Source organism: Chryseobacterium joostei (assembly GCF_003815775.1).
In the GTDB taxonomy this organism is placed as follows: Bacteria; Bacteroidota; Bacteroidia; order Flavobacteriales; family Weeksellaceae; genus Chryseobacterium; species Chryseobacterium joostei.
In genome coordinates, this window is the sequence record NZ_CP033926.1 from 1,752,777 (window position 1) to 1,769,575 (window position 16,799).

The following is a 16,799-nucleotide window of genomic DNA, read 5'->3' on the forward strand; positions in this document are numbered from 1 at the left end:
TCTTTATTTTTGAAAACAAAAACTAACATGAAAAACTACCTATTTCTAGGGATGATGAGCACTGTTATACTCTTTAACAGCTGCAGCAACGGTGATGACAATACCAATGATTCTTCAGAAAAAAAATTACTCCTGAGCAAAGTGACCACTACCTATATGGGTATTCCTGACAACGTGGAAACAGGCATACTTACATTTCAATACAATAATAAGGGACAACTTGTAAAAATGCAATCTAAAGACGGAACCACTACCTTTGAATATAATAATAATAATAATAAACCCGTAAAATCAAATTATTACAACAGTCAACAAAAATTAGAATATTATTCTGAATTTAGCTACGACGGAAACCAGTTGATAGGTAATAAAGTTGTATCTCCAACCCCTCAAAACAATATAACTTATAAATACACTTATGCTCTCAACGGCCAGCTTGCCACTTCAACTATTTGTAATTCTGTAAATTGCTCCAGCCCTACTATTGAATATTATACCTATAACGGTGATAATGTTTCTGTATATACTGTAAATATTGGTGAAACTAACTTTAGCCTAAAAAACGAATATTCTTCTGATAATAAATTTACTCCTTACACCAATATCAATAAGTATCTGAAAATTTTCTTTAGAAGGACCGAAACTTTAAGTAAAAATAACTACTTAACAGATAAAAATAGCTCTAACTCTTCAGGAAATTGGCTACCCAATGATACTATCACTTATACTTTAGAATACAATAGCTCAGGGTTTCCTATCAAATCTTTAGGAAAAAACCAAAATGGAAAATCTATTGTTCAATATGATTACGAATATATTATCCAATAATAAACAAGCTCTCCATTCTTGGGGAGTTTTTATTTTATAGAAGCTAATCCCACTATCCGTTCATACTCCTCACGCCTTGCATTCCCTATTCTAATCTATCAACTTCCTTGCTTTTACTGTGGGATATCCACTTCTACCGGGCTAAAATTTTTGTTTCTGTTCCGTATTTTGCCCATATTTTTTCATCATCATAGGGAAGTTAGCAAAAAATGAATATATTTAGCTCCTTAAACAAAACATTAATTCATGAAAAAACAAAGAGTATCGAATGCGTTTGTCGCAGCATCTTGGATAGCATTGGGAGCCGGAATGATTGGTTTTATTGTAGGTCTTGTAAGAGCTGAAATGCTGCTGAACGAGAAAGGCTACTATTTCACCATTCTATTATATGGTTTATTTGCAGTAGTATCCTTACAAAAAGCGGTGCGTGATAAATTAGAAAACATTCAGGTAACTGATATTTACTATGGGATCTGCTGGTTCGCTACATTATCATCAATTGTATTACTGGCTATCGGACTTTGGAATGCTACCATACTTCCGAGTGAAAAAGGATTCTATGCCTTCGCATTTCTCCTCGCTCTTTTTGGTGCCATCGCCGTTCAGAAAAATACCCGAGACAATATGCTTCAAGAATAATACAAAAACTCTCCAGATCTGGAGAGTTTTTATTTTATAAAATCCACAACCATTACCCTCTTATCATATACAAAAATCTAGCATTGTTATTATTATTTTCTTCATTACATTTCAGATAACAAATGCACATAACGAATTCATCAAAAAATAAAAACAAGAAAGCCCCACTGTAATGAGTGAGGCTTTTATTTTTAAGCTTTAAAAACTATTTGTCGAAGTAGTTGGGATGGTGATTTTTAATATCATCCACCGTTCCCAGTACTTTATCCTTTAAAGAATCCTGATACTTTTGAAGTTTTCCGGCCACTTCCTCATTACCGCTTCCTATAATTTTAGCAGCTAAAATACCAGCATTCAATGCTCCATTCAAAGCCACTGTTGCCACAGGTATTCCTCCCGGCATCTGAAGAATTGATAGTACAGAATCCCAACCATCAATAGAATTGCTTGATAAAATGGGAACCCCGATTACCGGAAGTGTTGTACAGCTTGCCACCATTCCCGGAAGATGTGCTGCTCCTCCTGCACCGGCAACAATTACCTTTAAGCCTCTTTCATGGGCTGTCTTTGCATAATCGAACATTCTTTCAGGTGTTCTGTGTGCTGAAACTACTGTCAATTCATATGGAATATCCAGACTTTTCAGGAAATTTGCAGCCTGTTCCATGATTGGCAGATCACTCTGACTGCCCATAATAATTCCTACCATCTTCAATTTTTATTAGATGTTCAAAGATAAAAAATTTAAACCTGTCACTAAAATTTAGTCTAAAAGTTTAAAATATAAATCAAAAAGAAATCAATAGGTTTAAATAATCAATTCACGCTTTTTGTAATGATAGATAAATTCATTATTTAAATCTGTACCTGTAAAAATTAAAGTAACTGCAACCATAATGTTTATTTTAAAACAGGTAAATTTGCCTATTACACCACGATTTCCTTGAAAGATTATAAACTTATTTTTGCCGTTTTTACTGTTGCCATTGTATGGGGAACTACATTTTTAGCCATCCGTATTGCCGTAGAAACTATCCCTGCATGGTTTGTTGCCGGAATCCGCCAACTTTTTGCTTCCATCATCATGCTTGTCATTCTTCTTTCAAGAAAAGAATTTAAATGGATTGGCTGGAAAAATCTAAAATATCAGATCATTTTTTCTTCCCTAATGCTCATCATAGCCAACGGAATGGTTACGGTAGCAGAAGAAAGTGTAACCAGCAGTCTGGCTTCACTCATCAGTGCCTGTGCCCCTATTTTAGTTTTTCTGGGGAGTCTTGCCTTTGGTTTACAAAAATTCAGTCTCCGCGCCTTGGCTGGAGTCCTGATATGCTTTAGTGGTGTGCTTTTTGTGTTCTGGGACGGACTTAAAGATCTGGCTAATCCGGATTACAGAACCGGAATGCTTTTTCTTTTTTGCGCTATTTCAGGTTGGGCTTCCGGAACAATCTTTACTAAAAAATTAAATATTCAAAGCGGTAATATTACTCTTAATTTATTTTATCAGTTTTTGTTTGCAGGAGTTGTTCAGGTTATTTTTGCGTTTCTGTTTTCAGAGAATTATAATTTTGGAAACTGGACATTGAAAAGCATCTCTGCAATGCTGTATCTTTCTATATTCGGATCTGTGGCAGCCTTTTTTGCATTTCATTATGCCTTAACGAAGATCTCACCGGTACAGGTTTCTATTTTAGCCTATATCAATACCATTATTGCCATATTTTTGGGTTGGTTGATTATGGATGAACCTATCTCAGTCAAGTTTATTTTGGCAGCAGCCTTGATTATTTGTGGAGTATTTATCATCAATTACAAACCTGAAATGTTTAAAAAGCAGAAAGCAGTACAATAAAAACATTCTTTATTGTAAGCATAAACATATAACACTTAAGTTTTTTAAGTAATAACGTTGATGTATCTAAAGAACACTTAAGTTTTTTGAAAATCTAAAATTTTCAACTCATTTCTATTTCTAGCTTGGGATTATTTTGATCTTATTGGAATGTTTAAAAATCAAAACTTTGATGATGATTATCTTCTGAAATTTCTATCTTATCAAGCCGAAATATGATGAACTTAACAGGTAGTTTACCTATTTGTAATTTGCCTCGCCGTCATTTTTTTCCTATATTGTATACTCAACCTACACGATATGCTAAAAAACACATTTTTCATCCTTCTTGCAAGTTCCTTTCTTTTGGTAAGCTGTGATTACAAGGAAAAGGAAAAGAGTCTGACAGACAGAGAGAAACAATTATTGGAGAAAGAAAAGATATTTGCTAAAAAAGAATCCGAGTACCAGTCACTTTTGAAAATGAGAGACAGTATCTTCGCCAAAAAAGATTCGGTGAAAGTTGCGGTTTGGCCAACAGAAATCTCAGGAGCCTGGAATGGAAAGGTGATCTGTACAGAATCCAATTGCAGTGATTATGCAATAGGTGATCAACGGACAGACCTTTGGGAATTCGATAATGATTCTACCCAGCCCATCACCAAAATCATCAACAATAACAATCTGGTAAGGTTATATTCCGGTAAGTTTGAAAATAATGAGATCAAGCTATCTTTCAAAACCGATTCTACAGCCAAAAAGAATGTAGAAATGAATGTTCTTCTCAATGACATTTCCGACAACAAGATCAAAGGTACCAGAACCGTTACCTCAGACGGCTGTACGGCCAAGTTCTCTGTTGAATTAGTACGTTCCACAAAATAAACACTTATGATTTTACTGAGTATACATAATCTGAGTCTTCCTATCGAAGATCCGGTACTAAAGTTCCTATTGGTACTGATTATAATTCTTGCGGCTCCCCTATTACTAAATAAAATTAAAGTTCCACACTTGTTAGGACTTATCATTGCCGGAGCTATTATCGGTCCCAATGGCTTCAATGTATTATCAAGGGACAGCAGTATTGTAGTTACCGGAACCACAGGGCTTCTCTACATCATGTTTCTGGCCGGACTGGAGATTGACATGGGTGATTTTAAAAAGAATAAATGGAAAAGTCTCACCTTTGGTATTTATACCTTTATAGCCCCTTTTGTACTGGGATATTTGGGTGGATATTATCTTCTTCATTTCTCTATGCTGACTTCCATATTATTTGCCAGCCTTTTTTCATCCCATACACTTATTGCCTATCCATTGGTGAGTAAGTTGGGAATTGCAAAAAACAAAGCCGTCAATATTACGGTTGGAGGAACCATGATTACGGATATTCTTGCCTTATTGGTACTTGCCATCATTGTAGGAATGTCTCAGGGAGATGTAGGGACAGAATTTTGGGTTAAGCTCTCTGTTTCCTTTATTGTTTTTGCCTTGATCGTTTTAATCGTCTTCCCTATTATCGGACGTTGGTTTTTCAAAAGGGTGGATGATAAGATTTCGCAATATATTTTTGTATTGGTGATGATTTATCTTGCAGCAATGCTTGCCGAATTGGCGGGTGTAGAGGCCATCATCGGAGCATTCTTTGCAGGATTAGCTTTAAACAGGCTGATTCCTCATACTTCTTCTCTGATGAACAGGGTTGAGTTTGTAGGAAATGCCATCTTTATCCCATTCTTCCTGATCAGCGTAGGAATGTTGATTGATTTTAAGGTATTCTTTAAAAGCTGGGAAACCCTTGAGGTAGCCGGAATTATGCTCGTAGCCTCCATTGGGGGTAAATATATTTCTGCGGTAGCCACACAAAAAACTTTCAGGCTGACTAAGGAGGAAGGAAAATTAATTTTTGGATTGAGCTCTGCTTCTGCTGCTGCCACACTGGCTTCCGTAATGGTGGGTTATAACATTATTCTTTCTGAAACCGAAACAGGAGAACCTGTAAGATTATTGAATGAACACGTTCTGAACGGAAGTATTTTACTGATTCTTATTTCATGTACCATCTCATCCTTTATTTCAATGGCCAGTGCTCAAAAAATTGCAGAGGCTGATAATGAAGACACTGTTTCCGGAAACAGCCACGAGGAAGAAAACATCCTTTTGGCCATCAATCATGAGGAAACCATTGAGAGAATGGTTAATTTAGGAATTCTGATAAAGGCACATTCCAATACGGAGGATTTGTTTGCCTTAAATGTCATTAATGAAGATAAAAACGAGTCATCCGTTAAAAATGCAGAGAAACTTCTTCACCAGGCAACTGATGCCGCAGCCGCAGCTGATGTAAAGCTACAGGCTCTTAAAAGATATGATAATGACGTCATCAATGGGGTAAATAATGTCATTAAGGAACAGAATATCACAGATCTTATTATTGGTCTGGAGGATGAAAAAGGGTTCTCTCCATCTTTCATTTATAATCTGTATAATGGTTATCTTCAGAATGATGATGTAAATGTCTTGGTATACCATGCCGCACAGCCACTTTCTACCATCAAAAGATACGCTGTAATGATTCCTGAGAATGCGCACAAGGAGGCAGGATTCTTCCATGCACTTTTAAGGGTTTGGAACATTGCACGAAATTCTGGAGCCACTGTCGTTTTTTATGCTCCTGAAAACATCGTGGATATCCTTCAGAAGATCATCAAAAAAGCCAATATAGAAGCTGAATTTATCATTATGAATACCTGGCAGGATGGTGAAAGAACCGCTGCTCAGCTGAAGGATGATGAGGCTCTGATTATTTTCATGGCAAAACGAGGAATGCAGTCCTATATTCCACGAATGAGGCTTATTCCGGAGCTATTGAACAGAAACCTGAATGATAATAATTATCTTCTGATCTTCCCATTCTCGGAATATGACAAAAACAGTCCCGAAATACGCTCTGTAGGAAATCACGGAGATTTTGTGGAGATTGGAAACGTGATTCAGAAAATTTTTAAATAATAACCGGTATTTTTATTCCAATTAAAACTCATAAAATAATATTGAAAACAACGAAGATATTTCTTTTAGCAGCTGCTCTCATCACACAATTATCCTTTGCCCAATTTGCAAAGATTGTGGACAAGGACGGCTATGTGAATGTAAGGGAAAACGGAGATGCAAAAAGTAAGATTACGGGAAAAATCAATTCGGATGAGATTGTCTATGTCTTTGAAGCTGATCAGCCTAACACTGACTGGCTCAACGTAGACTATAATGAAAAAACGGGCGGATATATTCACCGTTCAAGGCTGAAGTTTATAGAATCTTATGAAAAGGTAACGCCAGTGGTACGCGATGAAAACAAGGCTGTTTTTAAATCCGGAAATATTAAGGTAGATATCCTCTCTGAAAAGTTCAATTATAAGGAAAATAAAAAGTTCTTTTCCTCTTCAGAGTACAGTGGTCAAAAAATTGAAGATCAATATAAGGGTCAACAGATATGGGGAACAGATGGAACAATTCCTCAAACCCACTACCAATCAATCATAGTACAAATTGGAGATAGGAAGATTAAAATTCCCGGCAAAGAAATTGAAAACCTTTTTAATGTCAGTAATGAATATACCAACTGCTACTTTGATCGTAAAAATGACACTTTGTATATCACCATGCTCAACTCTGACGGTGCCGGTGGCTATGTAGCTCTTTTTAAGATTGTGAAAGGAGAATACAAAGGAAGAGTCGTAAAGATGCCTTTTTAAAGGCTTTTAAAAGGGACTGCATTTTTTAAGTCTTGATAGAACTATAACAATAAGTGCGGCCTATTTCAATGTTTGAAATAGGCCGCGTTTTATATTTTGAGTTCAATTATTTCGCAATCACCCTCATCATTCCCTTCACCATGATAAGCTTTTCCATAAGCTCTTCTCTGGAATCTGCCAACACATTGATGTGTCCCATTTTTCTTCCCGGCTTGGTTTCTGTTTTTCCGTATAAATGAATATAAGTTTCAGGTAATTTAAGAACCTCATCCATTCCTTCATACACTACTTTTCCCTCATATCCTTCTGCACCTACCAGATTCAGCATTCCACTATAGGTAATGGCATCCGTATCTGCTAAAGGAAGATTTTTCACTACACGGTACATCTGCTCAAACTGTGAGTTTGTATTTCCTTCCTGAGTCTGGTGCCCAGAATTGTGAAGCCTTGGAGCGGTTTCATTTACCCAGACTTTTCCTTCTTTATCAAGGAATAATTCGATGGCAAAAAGTCCCGGAGAATTTATGGTACCTAAAAACTTCTCTGTAATAGAATCAATCTGCTGCTGCACATCCTCCGTAAGAAGAACCGGACAAACATTGAAATCTAACAGATTAAGTTTAGGATCAGCAACCATTTCTGTTACCGGAAAAGTATTGGTTTCTCCTCTTTCATTTCTGGCAACAATCACGGAAAGCTCTTTGTCAATATCTACAAGGCTTTCAATTACAGAAGCCTCTTTCCATAGGTACTGATAATCCTCTTCTGTTTTGATCACCTGTACCCCTTTTCCGTCATAGCCTCCCGTATTCATTTTCTGAACGAAAGGTAATGGCATGATAATTTTTTCATCACTGTTCCAAACTACCTGAAATTCCGGACTTGGGATATCATGAGTCTTATAAAATTCTTTCTGAAGAATCTTCTGCTGAATGGTTTTGATGATATTGGCATTAGGAACCACTCGGATTCCCTGTTTTTCAAGTTCGGCCAATGCATCTGCATTTACGTGTTCTATCTCAATGGTAACAACATCTTTATCTTTTCCAAAGTTCAAAACTGTTTCATAATCATTGAAATTTCCCTGCGTAAAGTAAGAAATGTTATGACATGGTGCATCAGAAGCCGGATCTAGTGTATAAAACTCATCATCATATTTCAGTGCACTTTGTATCAACATTCTTCCCAGCTGTCCGCCACCCAGAATTCCTATTTTCATTTTTTATTTTTATTAGATTTATTTCTTATTGAATTTTATCAATTTTTAAATATCCAAGTCCCATTGGGTTCTCCTGATTTTCAGCATCAGATTTCTGAAGAACAATGGAATACTTTTCTTTCATTTTTTCCGGAAGAATATCACTCACATTGAAAATATCGTCAATATCTACTCCATGCTTATCATCAATATGACTTACTGCTCCCTCAAATCCCATGGTTTGATAAAACTCGGTAGCCTTTGCTCTTTTCACGATTTCTCCCATTGATTGGCCCACCATCAAATGCTGCTCATGGAATTCTTCGAAAAAACCTCTTTTATACCCTCCCAGATTAAGAAAGTACAATTGCTCCTCCGATGTTTTCTCGCCCTTTTCTACAATCTTTACTTCATATCCATCTGCAAACTTCACTTCCTGATAACAATCAAGGTGAATTTTCCCTTCTGCTTCTTTCCAGAAGTCTTTCATATCAGGAACCAAATCCTTAAGGTTCTCTGCAATCCCGAAAAATACATCGTGCTGCTCTATATTTCTTCCTTTAGGAGTTGCTCCAAGAATAATATAAAATAATTTCATTTCACTTTTCATGCATGCAAAAATACGTTAAATTTATCTTTTTCAAATGTTTGGCAGACTACTACAATAATTTTATATTTGTAGCATTAATTGTAGTATGTCAGAAATCATCATACTCTTCCTTGGCGCTATTTCCGCAGGTCTTTTAGGGTCACTTACGGGTTTAGGAGGTGGAGTTATTATCATTCCTTTATTAACGCTGGGTTTTGGTGTTCCAATGCATTATGCCATCGGCGCTTCCCTTATCTCTGTAATCGGTACTTCTTCGGGAGCTGCTGTAGCTTTCGTAAAAGAAGGTTTCACCAATATGAGGATCGGAATGTTCCTCGAAATAGCGACTACGGCAGGAGCTATTGTGGGAGCCTTAGTTTCTGGAATGCTTAACCCGAATACCATCGGAATTATTTTTGCAAGTATTCTTCTTCTCACTGTTGTTTTAAATCTCAAAGGGAAACCTGATCATCAGGAACCTTTAATTAAAGGAAGTCTGGAAGAAAAACTGAAGCTTTACGGAACTTTTCCTGATAAAGGAATTCTAAAAAGCTATTCTGCAAGAAATACAGTTCCCGGATTTTTGATGATGATGTTTGCAGGAGCCATGTCCGGACTTTTAGGAATAGGTTCCGGGGCATTGAAGGTATTGGCAATGGATAATATGATGAAACTGCCATTTAAGGTTTCTACAACTACCAGTAATTTTATGATTGGGGTAACTGCTGTAGCCAGTGCATTGATCTACTTTCAAAGAGGTGAAATTATTCCCGTAATTGCTGCACCTGTAGTAATAGGTGTTGTAATAGGAAGTTTCATTGGTTCGAAAACATTAATGGTTTCCAAGACAAAAAAGCTAAAAGTATTTTTCGCGATTGTCATCACCATTCTGTCTATTTACATGATGTATAACGGTATCAATAAAAGCTTCAGGTAATGAAAAAGAATTTTACAGATGTAGATCTGAACCGTTCCGTAGGAAATCTTCTGAGACTGGGGGTTATTCTTTCTGTAGCCACTTCGTTTATTGGCTTTATCAAGTTATTTACTGAAGGCTTTGAAATGCCTAAAAAATATACCAACCTTGTTGTAGGTAATTCTTCTGAAAAAGTATGGGGCCAGTTTTGGGACTCTTTATCCAAGGGAGAAGGAATGGGCATCATCCAACTGGGAATCCTTTTGTTGATTTTCACTCCTTTGATGAGGATTATCTTTGCTTTAATAGGGTATCTAAAAGAAAAAGACTACGTGTATGTAGTCATTTCCTCAATTGTTTTAGCGATTATGGCGGTAAGCTTCTTTGCAGGCTACGCACACTAATTTACATTTCATAAAACTCCAACGGCAACTGATCAGGATCCTGGGTAAAGAAAAATTCTTTTCCGGTGAATTCATCTATTCGGATTTCTTCACAAACCAGTCCCTTTTCTATAAGTTCGTTTCGTTTTTCGTTTACATTGTCCACTGAAAAGGCAAGATGCCTTAAACCACATGCTTCTGGTCTGGAAGGACGATTGGGAGGATCTGGAAAGGAAAAAAGCTCAATTACATAATGATCTCCAATAGCAAGATCAAGCTTGTAAGATTGTCTTTCCTCGCGATAAACCTCACGAATAATATGTAAGCCTAAGACGTCAGTATAGAACTTCTTTGACACTTCATAATCTGAACAGATGATTGCAATATGATGGATCTTCATTTTTTTAATTTTAAACTACTTCTTATTTTTATTATTGGATTTCTTTACAGTTATCTTTTCTTCTTGTGTCTATAATATATTGGATTTTCCATTCCTCACTCTGCTTTACAAGCTGAAAACTATTAGCTCCGCAATGTGATAATTTCCCTTTTAAATAAAAAGAATATGGCGTAAATACACTAGCCAGATTTCCATCCGCATGAACGGCTTCTATTATAATTCTTTCATCCAGATCTCCTTTTGTAAATTTTGAAACAGAAGCTACGAATTCCTGTATGCTATCACTTTTTACAGTACCGTCTTTAGTGATGGTCTGAAGAACTGCATTCTCTGTAAAGACCGTTTTCATAAGTTCTGGATCTGCATTTTTCATCGCAAGGAACAAATTACGGATCGGTTTTTCAATATCCTTATTTTGCTGACCGAAAGCTGAAATACTGATCAGCAGTAACAATGCTATAATTTTATTCATAGAATAGATTTAGATAAATAAAAATAGATAAAATAAAATTTAAATTGATTAACAAATTTTAAAAATCATTTTTCTTAAATTGTAGTCAAAATTATTTCATAGCTTTTATATGTGGATTATTTATCTGACTTTGGCCATACTCCTTCTGGTCATGACAATACTGCCAAAAATCCAGCATTCTCACTGGATATTCAGAGTTCCGGAATTTGCTAAAATACAGGTTACGTATCTTATCTTTTTCACTTTTCTATTAGGTTTTCTTACTGATTCTATAGAATATTTATGGTATTACCAGGGCGTTTTGCTGGTCTTGTTTTTTCATCATAGCCATACTCTTATCAAGTACACCCGTTTCTACCCTGTAAAGAAGCACAGACAGCGTCACAAATCTTCTGATCAACTACATTTTATTTCTGCTAATGTCTATCAGTTCAATAAAGAATATGAAAAATTCACTGGACTTGTTAAAAAGCATAATCCTGATTTTTTCATGACTATGGAAAGTAATGGTGACTGGGAAAAAGCAATGAGACCTTTAGAAAAAGAGTATAGTTACCAGCATAAGGTGACCCTTGAAAACACCTACGGCATGCATTTCTATTCCAGAATTGAAATCAAAGAAGCTAAGACTCATTATTTCGTAGCTGATGATATTCCAAGTATTGAGGTACATATGAAAACAGCTGATGGTTTTTCTTTTGTCTTCTTTGGAGTTCACCCACCACCACCAAGTCCTACGGAAGAAGAAACATCAAAGGAAAGAGATGGCGACCTTCTAAGCACAGCCAAATGTGTAAAAGACATCAAAAAACCTGTTATTGTAGTGGGAGATTTCAATAATGTTGCATGGTCAAGATCATCTGTACTTTTCAGAAAAACAAGTCATCTGATAGATCCGAGAATCGGGCATTCTTTTGTTTCCACCTTTCATGCAAAATACCGTCTTTTAAGGTTTCCTATCGATCTGATGTTTCACAGTGAAGATATTTTTATTAACCAGCTGAAGACATTGGAGAATTTTGGTTCAGATCACCTGCCGGTATATTGTGAGTTTTTCATAGATCATCACAATGATGAACAGGAAGAGCTTATAGAAACAGCGACTTCTGAGGAGAAAGAAGAGGCCGAAATCATGATAGAAGAAGGAAAGAAAGAAGATGGCGAACGGGAAACAGTTGTTACTGAGGATTAAAAAAAGTGGGCTAAGTAAGGCCCACTTCTATTGAATATTTTTTAATTTTAAAATTTCATCACATCCTTCACTACTCCATTCTTCTGTGTATGCTGCAATAACTCTGCTTCAATGAATGTTTTGATCTGCTCTTCGGATGTATCACTTGGGAATAAAAGGTGTACGTTAGCACCTGCATCCAAAGTAAAGAATAATGGCAATCCGGTTTCTCTTCTGAAATCCCAGATCTTATTGATCACTTCCAATGTTCCTGTCTTCATCAGAATAAAAGCAGGATCACTCATCATCATCATCGCGTGCAGCGTAAGGGCTTCATGTTCTACCAATTTGATAAAACGCTCCATGTCTCCGCTTTTCAGGATGTCTTTCATCGGAACAAAGTTTTCTCTTGCTTCCTGAAATCTTCTTTCTGCATAAGGATTGGTATTCATTAAGCCATGTCCTACAGTTGAAGAAACACTTTTCTGTCCTTCATGGATCAATAAAACCCAGTCATTAAAATTCTTGAATACCTCATGAATTTCTGTGTCGGGATATTGTACCGCAAACAGGTCTGAACTTCCGTTAACTTCATCAGTTTCTCCCCACACTACAAGTCCGTTGTATAAACTTCTACAAGCGCTTCCACTTCCCAATCTTGCTAAAAATGAAGCTTTTCTCAGAGACTCTTCTTCAGAGTTTTTCCCTGTAAATGTTTCATCCAAAGCCATCAGACATTTTGCAATTGCTCCAAATCCAGATGCAGAACTGGCAATTCCTGAACTATGCGGAAATGTATTTTCTGTTCTGATGATATATTTTCCTTTCAATATCCACGGAAGATATTGCTCGATATTTTTGAAATATTTTTCTATTTTTTCAGCAAATTTCACTTCTTCATTTCCAGCCAGAAAAGTCTGAACAGAAAAAGATTCATCTGCTAAAAATTCCATTGTTGTATTGGTTTTACAATGGTTTAAAGTATAACTGATACTTGGGTTTGCAGGAATCTGGTTGTTATATTTTCCCCAATATTTAATCAGGGCAATATTGGACGGGCAGCTTTCTGAAACCGTCTGTGTATGGATGGTAAAATTTTCTTTTCCTATAAATTGTTGTTGCATTTTGTTTCTCTATTATAAAATCTTAATTCTTAAGATATTTAATTATTTCCTTGTCTTCATTTACAATATGATTTGTAATATGGAACACATCTTGTTTCCAAGGATGTTGTAAAGCCTCTTCTCTGTGCAGTATTTTTCCCAGTATTTTATTTTGCCATGGAGATTCGCTACCATCTAAAATAATAACACTATACTCATCATTCTCAATTCCTAATCTAAAAAGAAATGATGTTCTACAATCAGGAATGTCACCAGTTCCCCATTCACCAAGAGATATTAATCCTAATACATTTTTTCCCTCATGTCCCTCCGTAAAATTTGCATAATATATTGCGAAAGCACTATCATCTAAATATACAAATCTAGTAAGTTGTGTTATTATATTCCCACAACAATCACAAATCCCAACATTAGGTTCTTCAAATTCGATTTCAAGCATAAGATAAATTGAGATTAGCTTTGACGCAGATGGATAAAAAATTAGTACATCTTCTCTATAATATCTGCATATTTTTTAAGAACCACATTTCTCTTTACTTTCAATGTAGGGGTAATTTCTCCTGTATTGATGTCAAACTCTGCCGGCATTAAGGTAAACTTTTTCACTTTCTCATAGTCGGCAAGGTGATCTTGTAATTCCTTAAGTTTTTCTTTATAAAGGCTTATTACCTTATCATTTTTTACAGCATCCTCCCAATTGGTGAAAGGGATATTATTCTTTTTAATATAGTCCTGTAGAAATTCAAAGTTAGGAACGATTAGCGCTGAAACAAACTGTCTTCCCTCAGCCACCAGCATGATCTGCTGAATGAAATTATTATTGGTGAGAAGATTTTCAATTTGCTGCGGAGCAATATACTTTCCATTGGAAGTCTTCATCAGGTCTTTAATTCTGTCTGTAATGATCAGGTTACCTTTATCATCAAACTTACCTGCATCTCCGGTTTTAAACCAGCCGTCTTCTGTAAATACTTTCTCAGTTTCTTCAGGTCTGTTGTAGTACCCTTTCATGATTCCGTTTCCTCTTGCCTGGATCTCATCGCTTTCACCGATACGGATTTCTACGCCTGGTAATGGTTTCCCGCTGGTAGCATGTTCAAAGTGAGTCAAAGGGAAAAGAGTTAAAGTCGCTGTAGTTTCAGTCAACCCATATCCTACCGTCACATGAATGCCCACAGATTCAAAGAATCGGGTTACTTCAGGGGATAAAGAAGCTCCTCCACATGGTAAAAACCATAGTCTGCCCCCCATTTTATCTTTAATCTTACTGAAGACCAACATATCTGCAACAGATTCCTTTAATTTTAACCCAAAAGGAACTGATCTTTCATTTCTTCTTAATTCTGCGGTTTCCCATCCGGTTTTTAAGGCCCAATCAAAGATTTTTTTCTTTAATGATGAACCCTCTTCTGCCTTTTCAAGAACTCCGGCATATACTTTCTGGAAAAATCTTGGTACCGCACACATGGTAGTGGGTTTTACTTCTTCCAATGCCTTTGCTATATTTTTCGGATCTTCGAGGAAATATACCCTTGCCCCTCCGTATAAACATAGTAAGCTCCAGCTTCTTTCAAAGACATGGCTTAATGGTAAAAAGGCTAATGAAAGCTCATCTTCAAAGTTTTTAAACTTAAAAAACTCAAAGTGAGAGTCGAATGCCTTGATGAAATTTCCATGGGTAAGCATCACTCCTTTTGGAATTCCCGTTGTTCCTGAAGTATAGATTAACGTTGCCGTGTCATCATTTTCTTTTTTACAGATCTCTAGCTCAGCAGAAGCTTTTGCGATAAAATCCTCAAGATAGAAGCTGTTGAATTCTTTCTTAATCCACACTGCTTTTTTGGAAACAATGATGGTCTCAAGATGGTTCTCTTCTTTATGTAAAATATCCAGACAGGCATCATATTGCATCTGGTTTCCTACCAGAATCGCTTTAGCCCCGGAATCATTAATGATATATTCTGCCTGTTCAGCATTATTGGTAGAATAAATAGGAACAGTAATCGCTCCAATAGCCATTGCAGCCAGATCAACGATCATCCATTCTGAGGAATTGTCTGAATAAATAGCAACTTTATCATTTTCCTGAACCCCAGCTTCTTTCAATGCATTACCCATTTTAAAGATAATTTCACCGAATCTTTTCCAGCTTAGCTCTTTCCAGGCTTCATCTTTCTTTTTAAAGCCAATTGCAGCTTTTATAGGATGTTTTTCTACATTTTTAAGGATAATTGCCTCTGCAAGATTCATTTCTTCAGCTTTTTGTCGTTAATATAATTGTTCAGGTGAAAGTCTATACTTTCTTTTACAGGAATAAACTCATAGTTCAGTTTTTCCCTGACTTTGTGATTGGAAATGGTGTTGAATGAAGAGATGGCCTCAATATTTGATTCTGTGGCCATTCTCAGTTTTGGAATCAGCCATCCGAATAATGTATTGGCTAATTTTCCGATATTCAGTTGGGATCTTGTAAGGATTCTTGCCTCTTTAAGACCTAATCGGGTTCTGACCTGTTTTGCCAGATCGGCATATTTATTATTTTCAGCAACAATGATAAATCGTTCCCCGAAAATGTTATTATCCATCAGTTCAATGGCTGTTTTTGCAACATCTCTTACATCTACGTAAGCAGAGCCGCCTGCAAATGTAAAACTATTGTCTTCAAATGTTGAGAAAAGCTCACCACTACTTTGGCTCCAGTTTCCGCTTCCCACAATCATTCCCGGATTGATGATAACAACATTCAATCCTTCTGCAGATGCTCTCCAGGCTTCCATTTCAGATAAATGCTTGGATATGGCATAGGCAGAATGCTCTAATTTTGGGTTAAAATCAGATTCTTCATCCAGTTCTCCCTTTTCATTAAAGCTATCTAACACTGCCACAGAACTTACGTGCAGGAATTTTTTAACTTCGGAACCCTCACAGGCAAACAATAGGTTTTCTGTACCTTTAATATTGGTATGGTACATTTCTTTCTCATCTTTGGGATGAAAGCTTACCTTTGCGGCACAGTGATAGACTTCATTCACACCTTTCAGAGCATCTGTCAAAGAGTCGATATCATCAAAATCGACATTTACCCATTCAATTTTATTGAAAAAATCGTCAGGATTCTCTGTATAAAAGCTGTATGAATGCCTTACTTCGTTTAAATTGCTGCCAGGTCTCTTGGAAGCACGTACATTTTTACCTCTTTTTAGAAGTTCCAGCACAATTATTCTTCCCAAAATTCCGGTTGCACCCGTTACAAAAACCATTAATTATTTTACTTGATTGCTGACTAAAATATGACAATATTTTCTATCCGGCAATTCTTCAGGTTCCTGCAAAAGTTCCTTTGAAAAACTGCTTTTGCAAATTTGCGATTTTTAAAGCAAAATTCAACTTTATTTAACCAATATTATCACTCTGAAAACAAGAATTATGAAGCTTAAAATAGTTTAAACCTCAATGATTGTAAAAAATGAAGCCCTGAAAGTATTCAATG

At 36.2% G+C, this 16,799-nt stretch carries 18 protein-coding genes; 9 read left to right on the forward strand and 9 right to left on the reverse strand.

Going from position 1 to position 16,799, the window contains the following annotated elements:
• Positions 1 to 27 precede the first annotated feature (27 nt).
• Complete coding sequence (locus EG359_RS07940; RefSeq protein ID WP_076352336.1) at positions 28 to 828, forward strand: hypothetical protein; 801 nt, start codon at positions 28 to 30, stop codon at positions 826 to 828.
• A gap of 246 nt (positions 829 to 1,074) precedes the next feature.
• Positions 1,075 to 1,467, forward strand: a complete 393-nt coding sequence (yiaA, locus tag EG359_RS07945; protein ID WP_076352337.1) for an inner membrane protein YiaA — start codon at positions 1,075 to 1,077, stop codon at positions 1,465 to 1,467.
• 205 nt (positions 1,468 to 1,672) lie between these two features.
• Here yiaA and purE read toward each other — a convergent pair whose 3' ends face one another.
• Positions 1,673 to 2,176, reverse strand: coding sequence for a 5-(carboxyamino)imidazole ribonucleotide mutase (gene purE / locus EG359_RS07950; protein WP_076352338.1), 504 nt, complete (start codon positions 2,174 to 2,176; stop codon positions 1,673 to 1,675).
• 234 nt (positions 2,177 to 2,410) lie between these two features.
• Between purE and EG359_RS07955 the strand changes: the two genes are divergently transcribed.
• The 4 genes from EG359_RS07955 (at position 2,411) to EG359_RS07970 (ending at position 7,056) form a co-directional block, all read left to right on the forward strand.
• Positions 2,411 to 3,319 carry a DMT family transporter gene (locus tag EG359_RS07955; protein WP_076352339.1) on the forward strand — a complete coding sequence of 303 codons (909 nt, stop codon included), beginning with the start codon at positions 2,411 to 2,413 and terminating at the stop codon, positions 3,317 to 3,319.
• Between the two features lie 300 nt (positions 3,320 to 3,619).
• Entirely contained in the window at positions 3,620 to 4,183 is a 564-nt protein-coding gene (locus EG359_RS07960; RefSeq protein WP_076352340.1) for a hypothetical protein, read from the forward strand.
• A gap of 6 nt (positions 4,184 to 4,189) precedes the next feature.
• The gene (locus EG359_RS07965) at positions 4,190 to 6,313 is read left to right on the forward strand and encodes a cation:proton antiporter (protein WP_076352341.1); all 2,124 of its coding nucleotides are present in this window, start codon (positions 4,190 to 4,192) and stop codon (positions 6,311 to 6,313) included.
• 41 nt (positions 6,314 to 6,354) lie between these two features.
• The gene (locus EG359_RS07970) at positions 6,355 to 7,056 is read left to right on the forward strand and encodes an SH3 domain-containing protein (protein WP_076352342.1); all 702 of its coding nucleotides are present in this window, start codon (positions 6,355 to 6,357) and stop codon (positions 7,054 to 7,056) included.
• Positions 7,057 to 7,162: 106 nt separating this feature from the next.
• On the opposite strand, the gene EG359_RS07975 is transcribed toward EG359_RS07970, so the two are convergent.
• Positions 7,163 to 8,275 carry a 5-(carboxyamino)imidazole ribonucleotide synthase gene (locus EG359_RS07975; protein ID WP_076352343.1) on the reverse strand — a complete coding sequence of 371 codons (1,113 nt, stop codon included), beginning with the start codon at positions 8,273 to 8,275 and terminating at the stop codon, positions 7,163 to 7,165.
• Positions 8,276 to 8,300: 25 nt separating this feature from the next.
• On the reverse strand, positions 8,301 to 8,852 hold the full coding sequence (locus EG359_RS07980; protein WP_076352746.1) for a DUF1543 domain-containing protein: 552 nt from the start codon (positions 8,850 to 8,852) through the stop codon (positions 8,301 to 8,303).
• A 97-nt stretch (positions 8,853 to 8,949) separates the two neighbouring features.
• On the opposite strand from EG359_RS07980, the gene EG359_RS07985 reads away from it, so the two are divergent.
• Positions 8,950 to 9,780 (forward strand): sulfite exporter TauE/SafE family protein, encoded by an 831-nt coding sequence (locus tag EG359_RS07985; RefSeq protein ID WP_076352344.1) that lies wholly within the window; start codon positions 8,950 to 8,952, stop codon positions 9,778 to 9,780.
• Positions 9,780 to 10,163: a DUF1634 domain-containing protein gene (locus tag EG359_RS07990; protein WP_076352345.1), complete on the forward strand. Its 384-nt coding sequence runs from the start codon at positions 9,780 to 9,782 to the stop codon at positions 10,161 to 10,163. Before EG359_RS07985 ends, EG359_RS07990 begins: the two co-directional genes overlap by 1 nt.
• Position 10,164: 1 nt before the next feature.
• Here the strand turns inward: EG359_RS07990 and gloA2 are convergent, their stop codons facing one another.
• Both gloA2 and EG359_RS08000 read right to left on the reverse strand, forming a co-directional pair.
• Positions 10,165 to 10,542, reverse strand: a complete 378-nt coding sequence (gene gloA2 / locus EG359_RS07995) for an SMU1112c/YaeR family gloxylase I-like metalloprotein (RefSeq protein ID WP_076352346.1) — start codon at positions 10,540 to 10,542, stop codon at positions 10,165 to 10,167.
• Positions 10,543 to 10,573: 31 nt separating this feature from the next.
• The gene (locus tag EG359_RS08000) at positions 10,574 to 11,014 is read right to left on the reverse strand and encodes a nuclear transport factor 2 family protein (RefSeq protein WP_076352347.1); all 441 of its coding nucleotides are present in this window, start codon (positions 11,012 to 11,014) and stop codon (positions 10,574 to 10,576) included.
• 151 nt (positions 11,015 to 11,165) lie between these two features.
• Here EG359_RS08000 and EG359_RS08005 point away from each other — a divergent pair, with 151 nt between their 5' ends.
• Positions 11,166 to 12,206: an endonuclease/exonuclease/phosphatase family protein gene (locus EG359_RS08005; protein ID WP_228434935.1), complete on the forward strand. Its 1,041-nt coding sequence runs from the start codon at positions 11,166 to 11,168 to the stop codon at positions 12,204 to 12,206.
• Between the two features lie 47 nt (positions 12,207 to 12,253).
• On the opposite strand, the gene EG359_RS08010 is transcribed toward EG359_RS08005, so the two are convergent.
• The 4 genes from EG359_RS08010 to EG359_RS08025 are packed head-to-tail and all read right to left on the reverse strand — an operon-like array spanning position 12,254 to position 16,569.
• Positions 12,254 to 13,309 carry a diphosphomevalonate/mevalonate 3,5-bisphosphate decarboxylase family protein gene (locus EG359_RS08010; protein ID WP_076352349.1) on the reverse strand — a complete coding sequence of 352 codons (1,056 nt, stop codon included), beginning with the start codon at positions 13,307 to 13,309 and terminating at the stop codon, positions 12,254 to 12,256.
• 22 nt (positions 13,310 to 13,331) lie between these two features.
• The gene (locus EG359_RS08015) at positions 13,332 to 13,748 is read right to left on the reverse strand and encodes a hypothetical protein (RefSeq protein WP_076352350.1); all 417 of its coding nucleotides are present in this window, start codon (positions 13,746 to 13,748) and stop codon (positions 13,332 to 13,334) included.
• A 41-nt stretch (positions 13,749 to 13,789) separates the two neighbouring features.
• Positions 13,790 to 15,559 (reverse strand): AMP-dependent synthetase/ligase, encoded by a 1,770-nt coding sequence (locus tag EG359_RS08020; RefSeq protein ID WP_076352351.1) that lies wholly within the window; start codon positions 15,557 to 15,559, stop codon positions 13,790 to 13,792.
• Positions 15,556 to 16,569, reverse strand: coding sequence for an NAD-dependent epimerase/dehydratase family protein (locus EG359_RS08025; RefSeq protein ID WP_076352352.1), 1,014 nt, complete (start codon positions 16,567 to 16,569; stop codon positions 15,556 to 15,558). The genes EG359_RS08020 and EG359_RS08025 overlap by 4 nt, the downstream gene beginning before the upstream one ends.
• Positions 16,570 to 16,799 lie beyond the last annotated feature (230 nt).

Bases quoted from the DNA above. Each gene is read 5' to 3' on its own strand.
- purE (WP_076352338.1), bottom strand. From the start codon at position 2,176: ATGGTAGGAATTATTATGGGCAGTCAGAGTGATCTGCCAATCATGGAA.
- EG359_RS07990 (WP_076352345.1), top strand. From the start codon at position 9,780: ATGAAAAAGAATTTTACAGATGTAGATCTGAACCGTTCCGTAGGAAAT.
- EG359_RS07985 (WP_076352344.1), top strand. From the start codon at position 8,950: ATGTCAGAAATCATCATACTCTTCCTTGGCGCTATTTCCGCAGGTCTT.
- EG359_RS07980 (WP_076352746.1), bottom strand. From the start codon at position 8,852: ATGAAATTATTTTATATTATTCTTGGAGCAACTCCTAAAGGAAGAAAT.
- yiaA (WP_076352337.1), top strand. From the start codon at position 1,075: ATGAAAAAACAAAGAGTATCGAATGCGTTTGTCGCAGCATCTTGGATA.
- EG359_RS08015 (WP_076352350.1), bottom strand. From the start codon at position 13,748: ATGCTTGAAATCGAATTTGAAGAACCTAATGTTGGGATTTGTGATTGT.
- gloA2 (WP_076352346.1), bottom strand. From the start codon at position 10,542: ATGAAGATCCATCATATTGCAATCATCTGTTCAGATTATGAAGTGTCA.
- EG359_RS07940 (WP_076352336.1), top strand. From the start codon at position 28: ATGAAAAACTACCTATTTCTAGGGATGATGAGCACTGTTATACTCTTT.
- EG359_RS08005 (WP_228434935.1), top strand. From the start codon at position 11,166: ATGACAATACTGCCAAAAATCCAGCATTCTCACTGGATATTCAGAGTT.
- EG359_RS07960 (WP_076352340.1), top strand. From the start codon at position 3,620: ATGCTAAAAAACACATTTTTCATCCTTCTTGCAAGTTCCTTTCTTTTG.
- EG359_RS08020 (WP_076352351.1), bottom strand. From the start codon at position 15,559: ATGAATCTTGCAGAGGCAATTATCCTTAAAAATGTAGAAAAACATCCT.
- EG359_RS08025 (WP_076352352.1), bottom strand. From the start codon at position 16,569: ATGGTTTTTGTAACGGGTGCAACCGGAATTTTGGGAAGAATAATTGTG.
- EG359_RS08010 (WP_076352349.1), bottom strand. From the start codon at position 13,309: ATGCAACAACAATTTATAGGAAAAGAAAATTTTACCATCCATACACAG.
- EG359_RS08000 (WP_076352347.1), bottom strand. From the start codon at position 11,014: ATGAATAAAATTATAGCATTGTTACTGCTGATCAGTATTTCAGCTTTC.
- EG359_RS07965 (WP_076352341.1), top strand. From the start codon at position 4,190: ATGATTTTACTGAGTATACATAATCTGAGTCTTCCTATCGAAGATCCG.
- EG359_RS07975 (WP_076352343.1), bottom strand. From the start codon at position 8,275: ATGAAAATAGGAATTCTGGGTGGCGGACAGCTGGGAAGAATGTTGATA.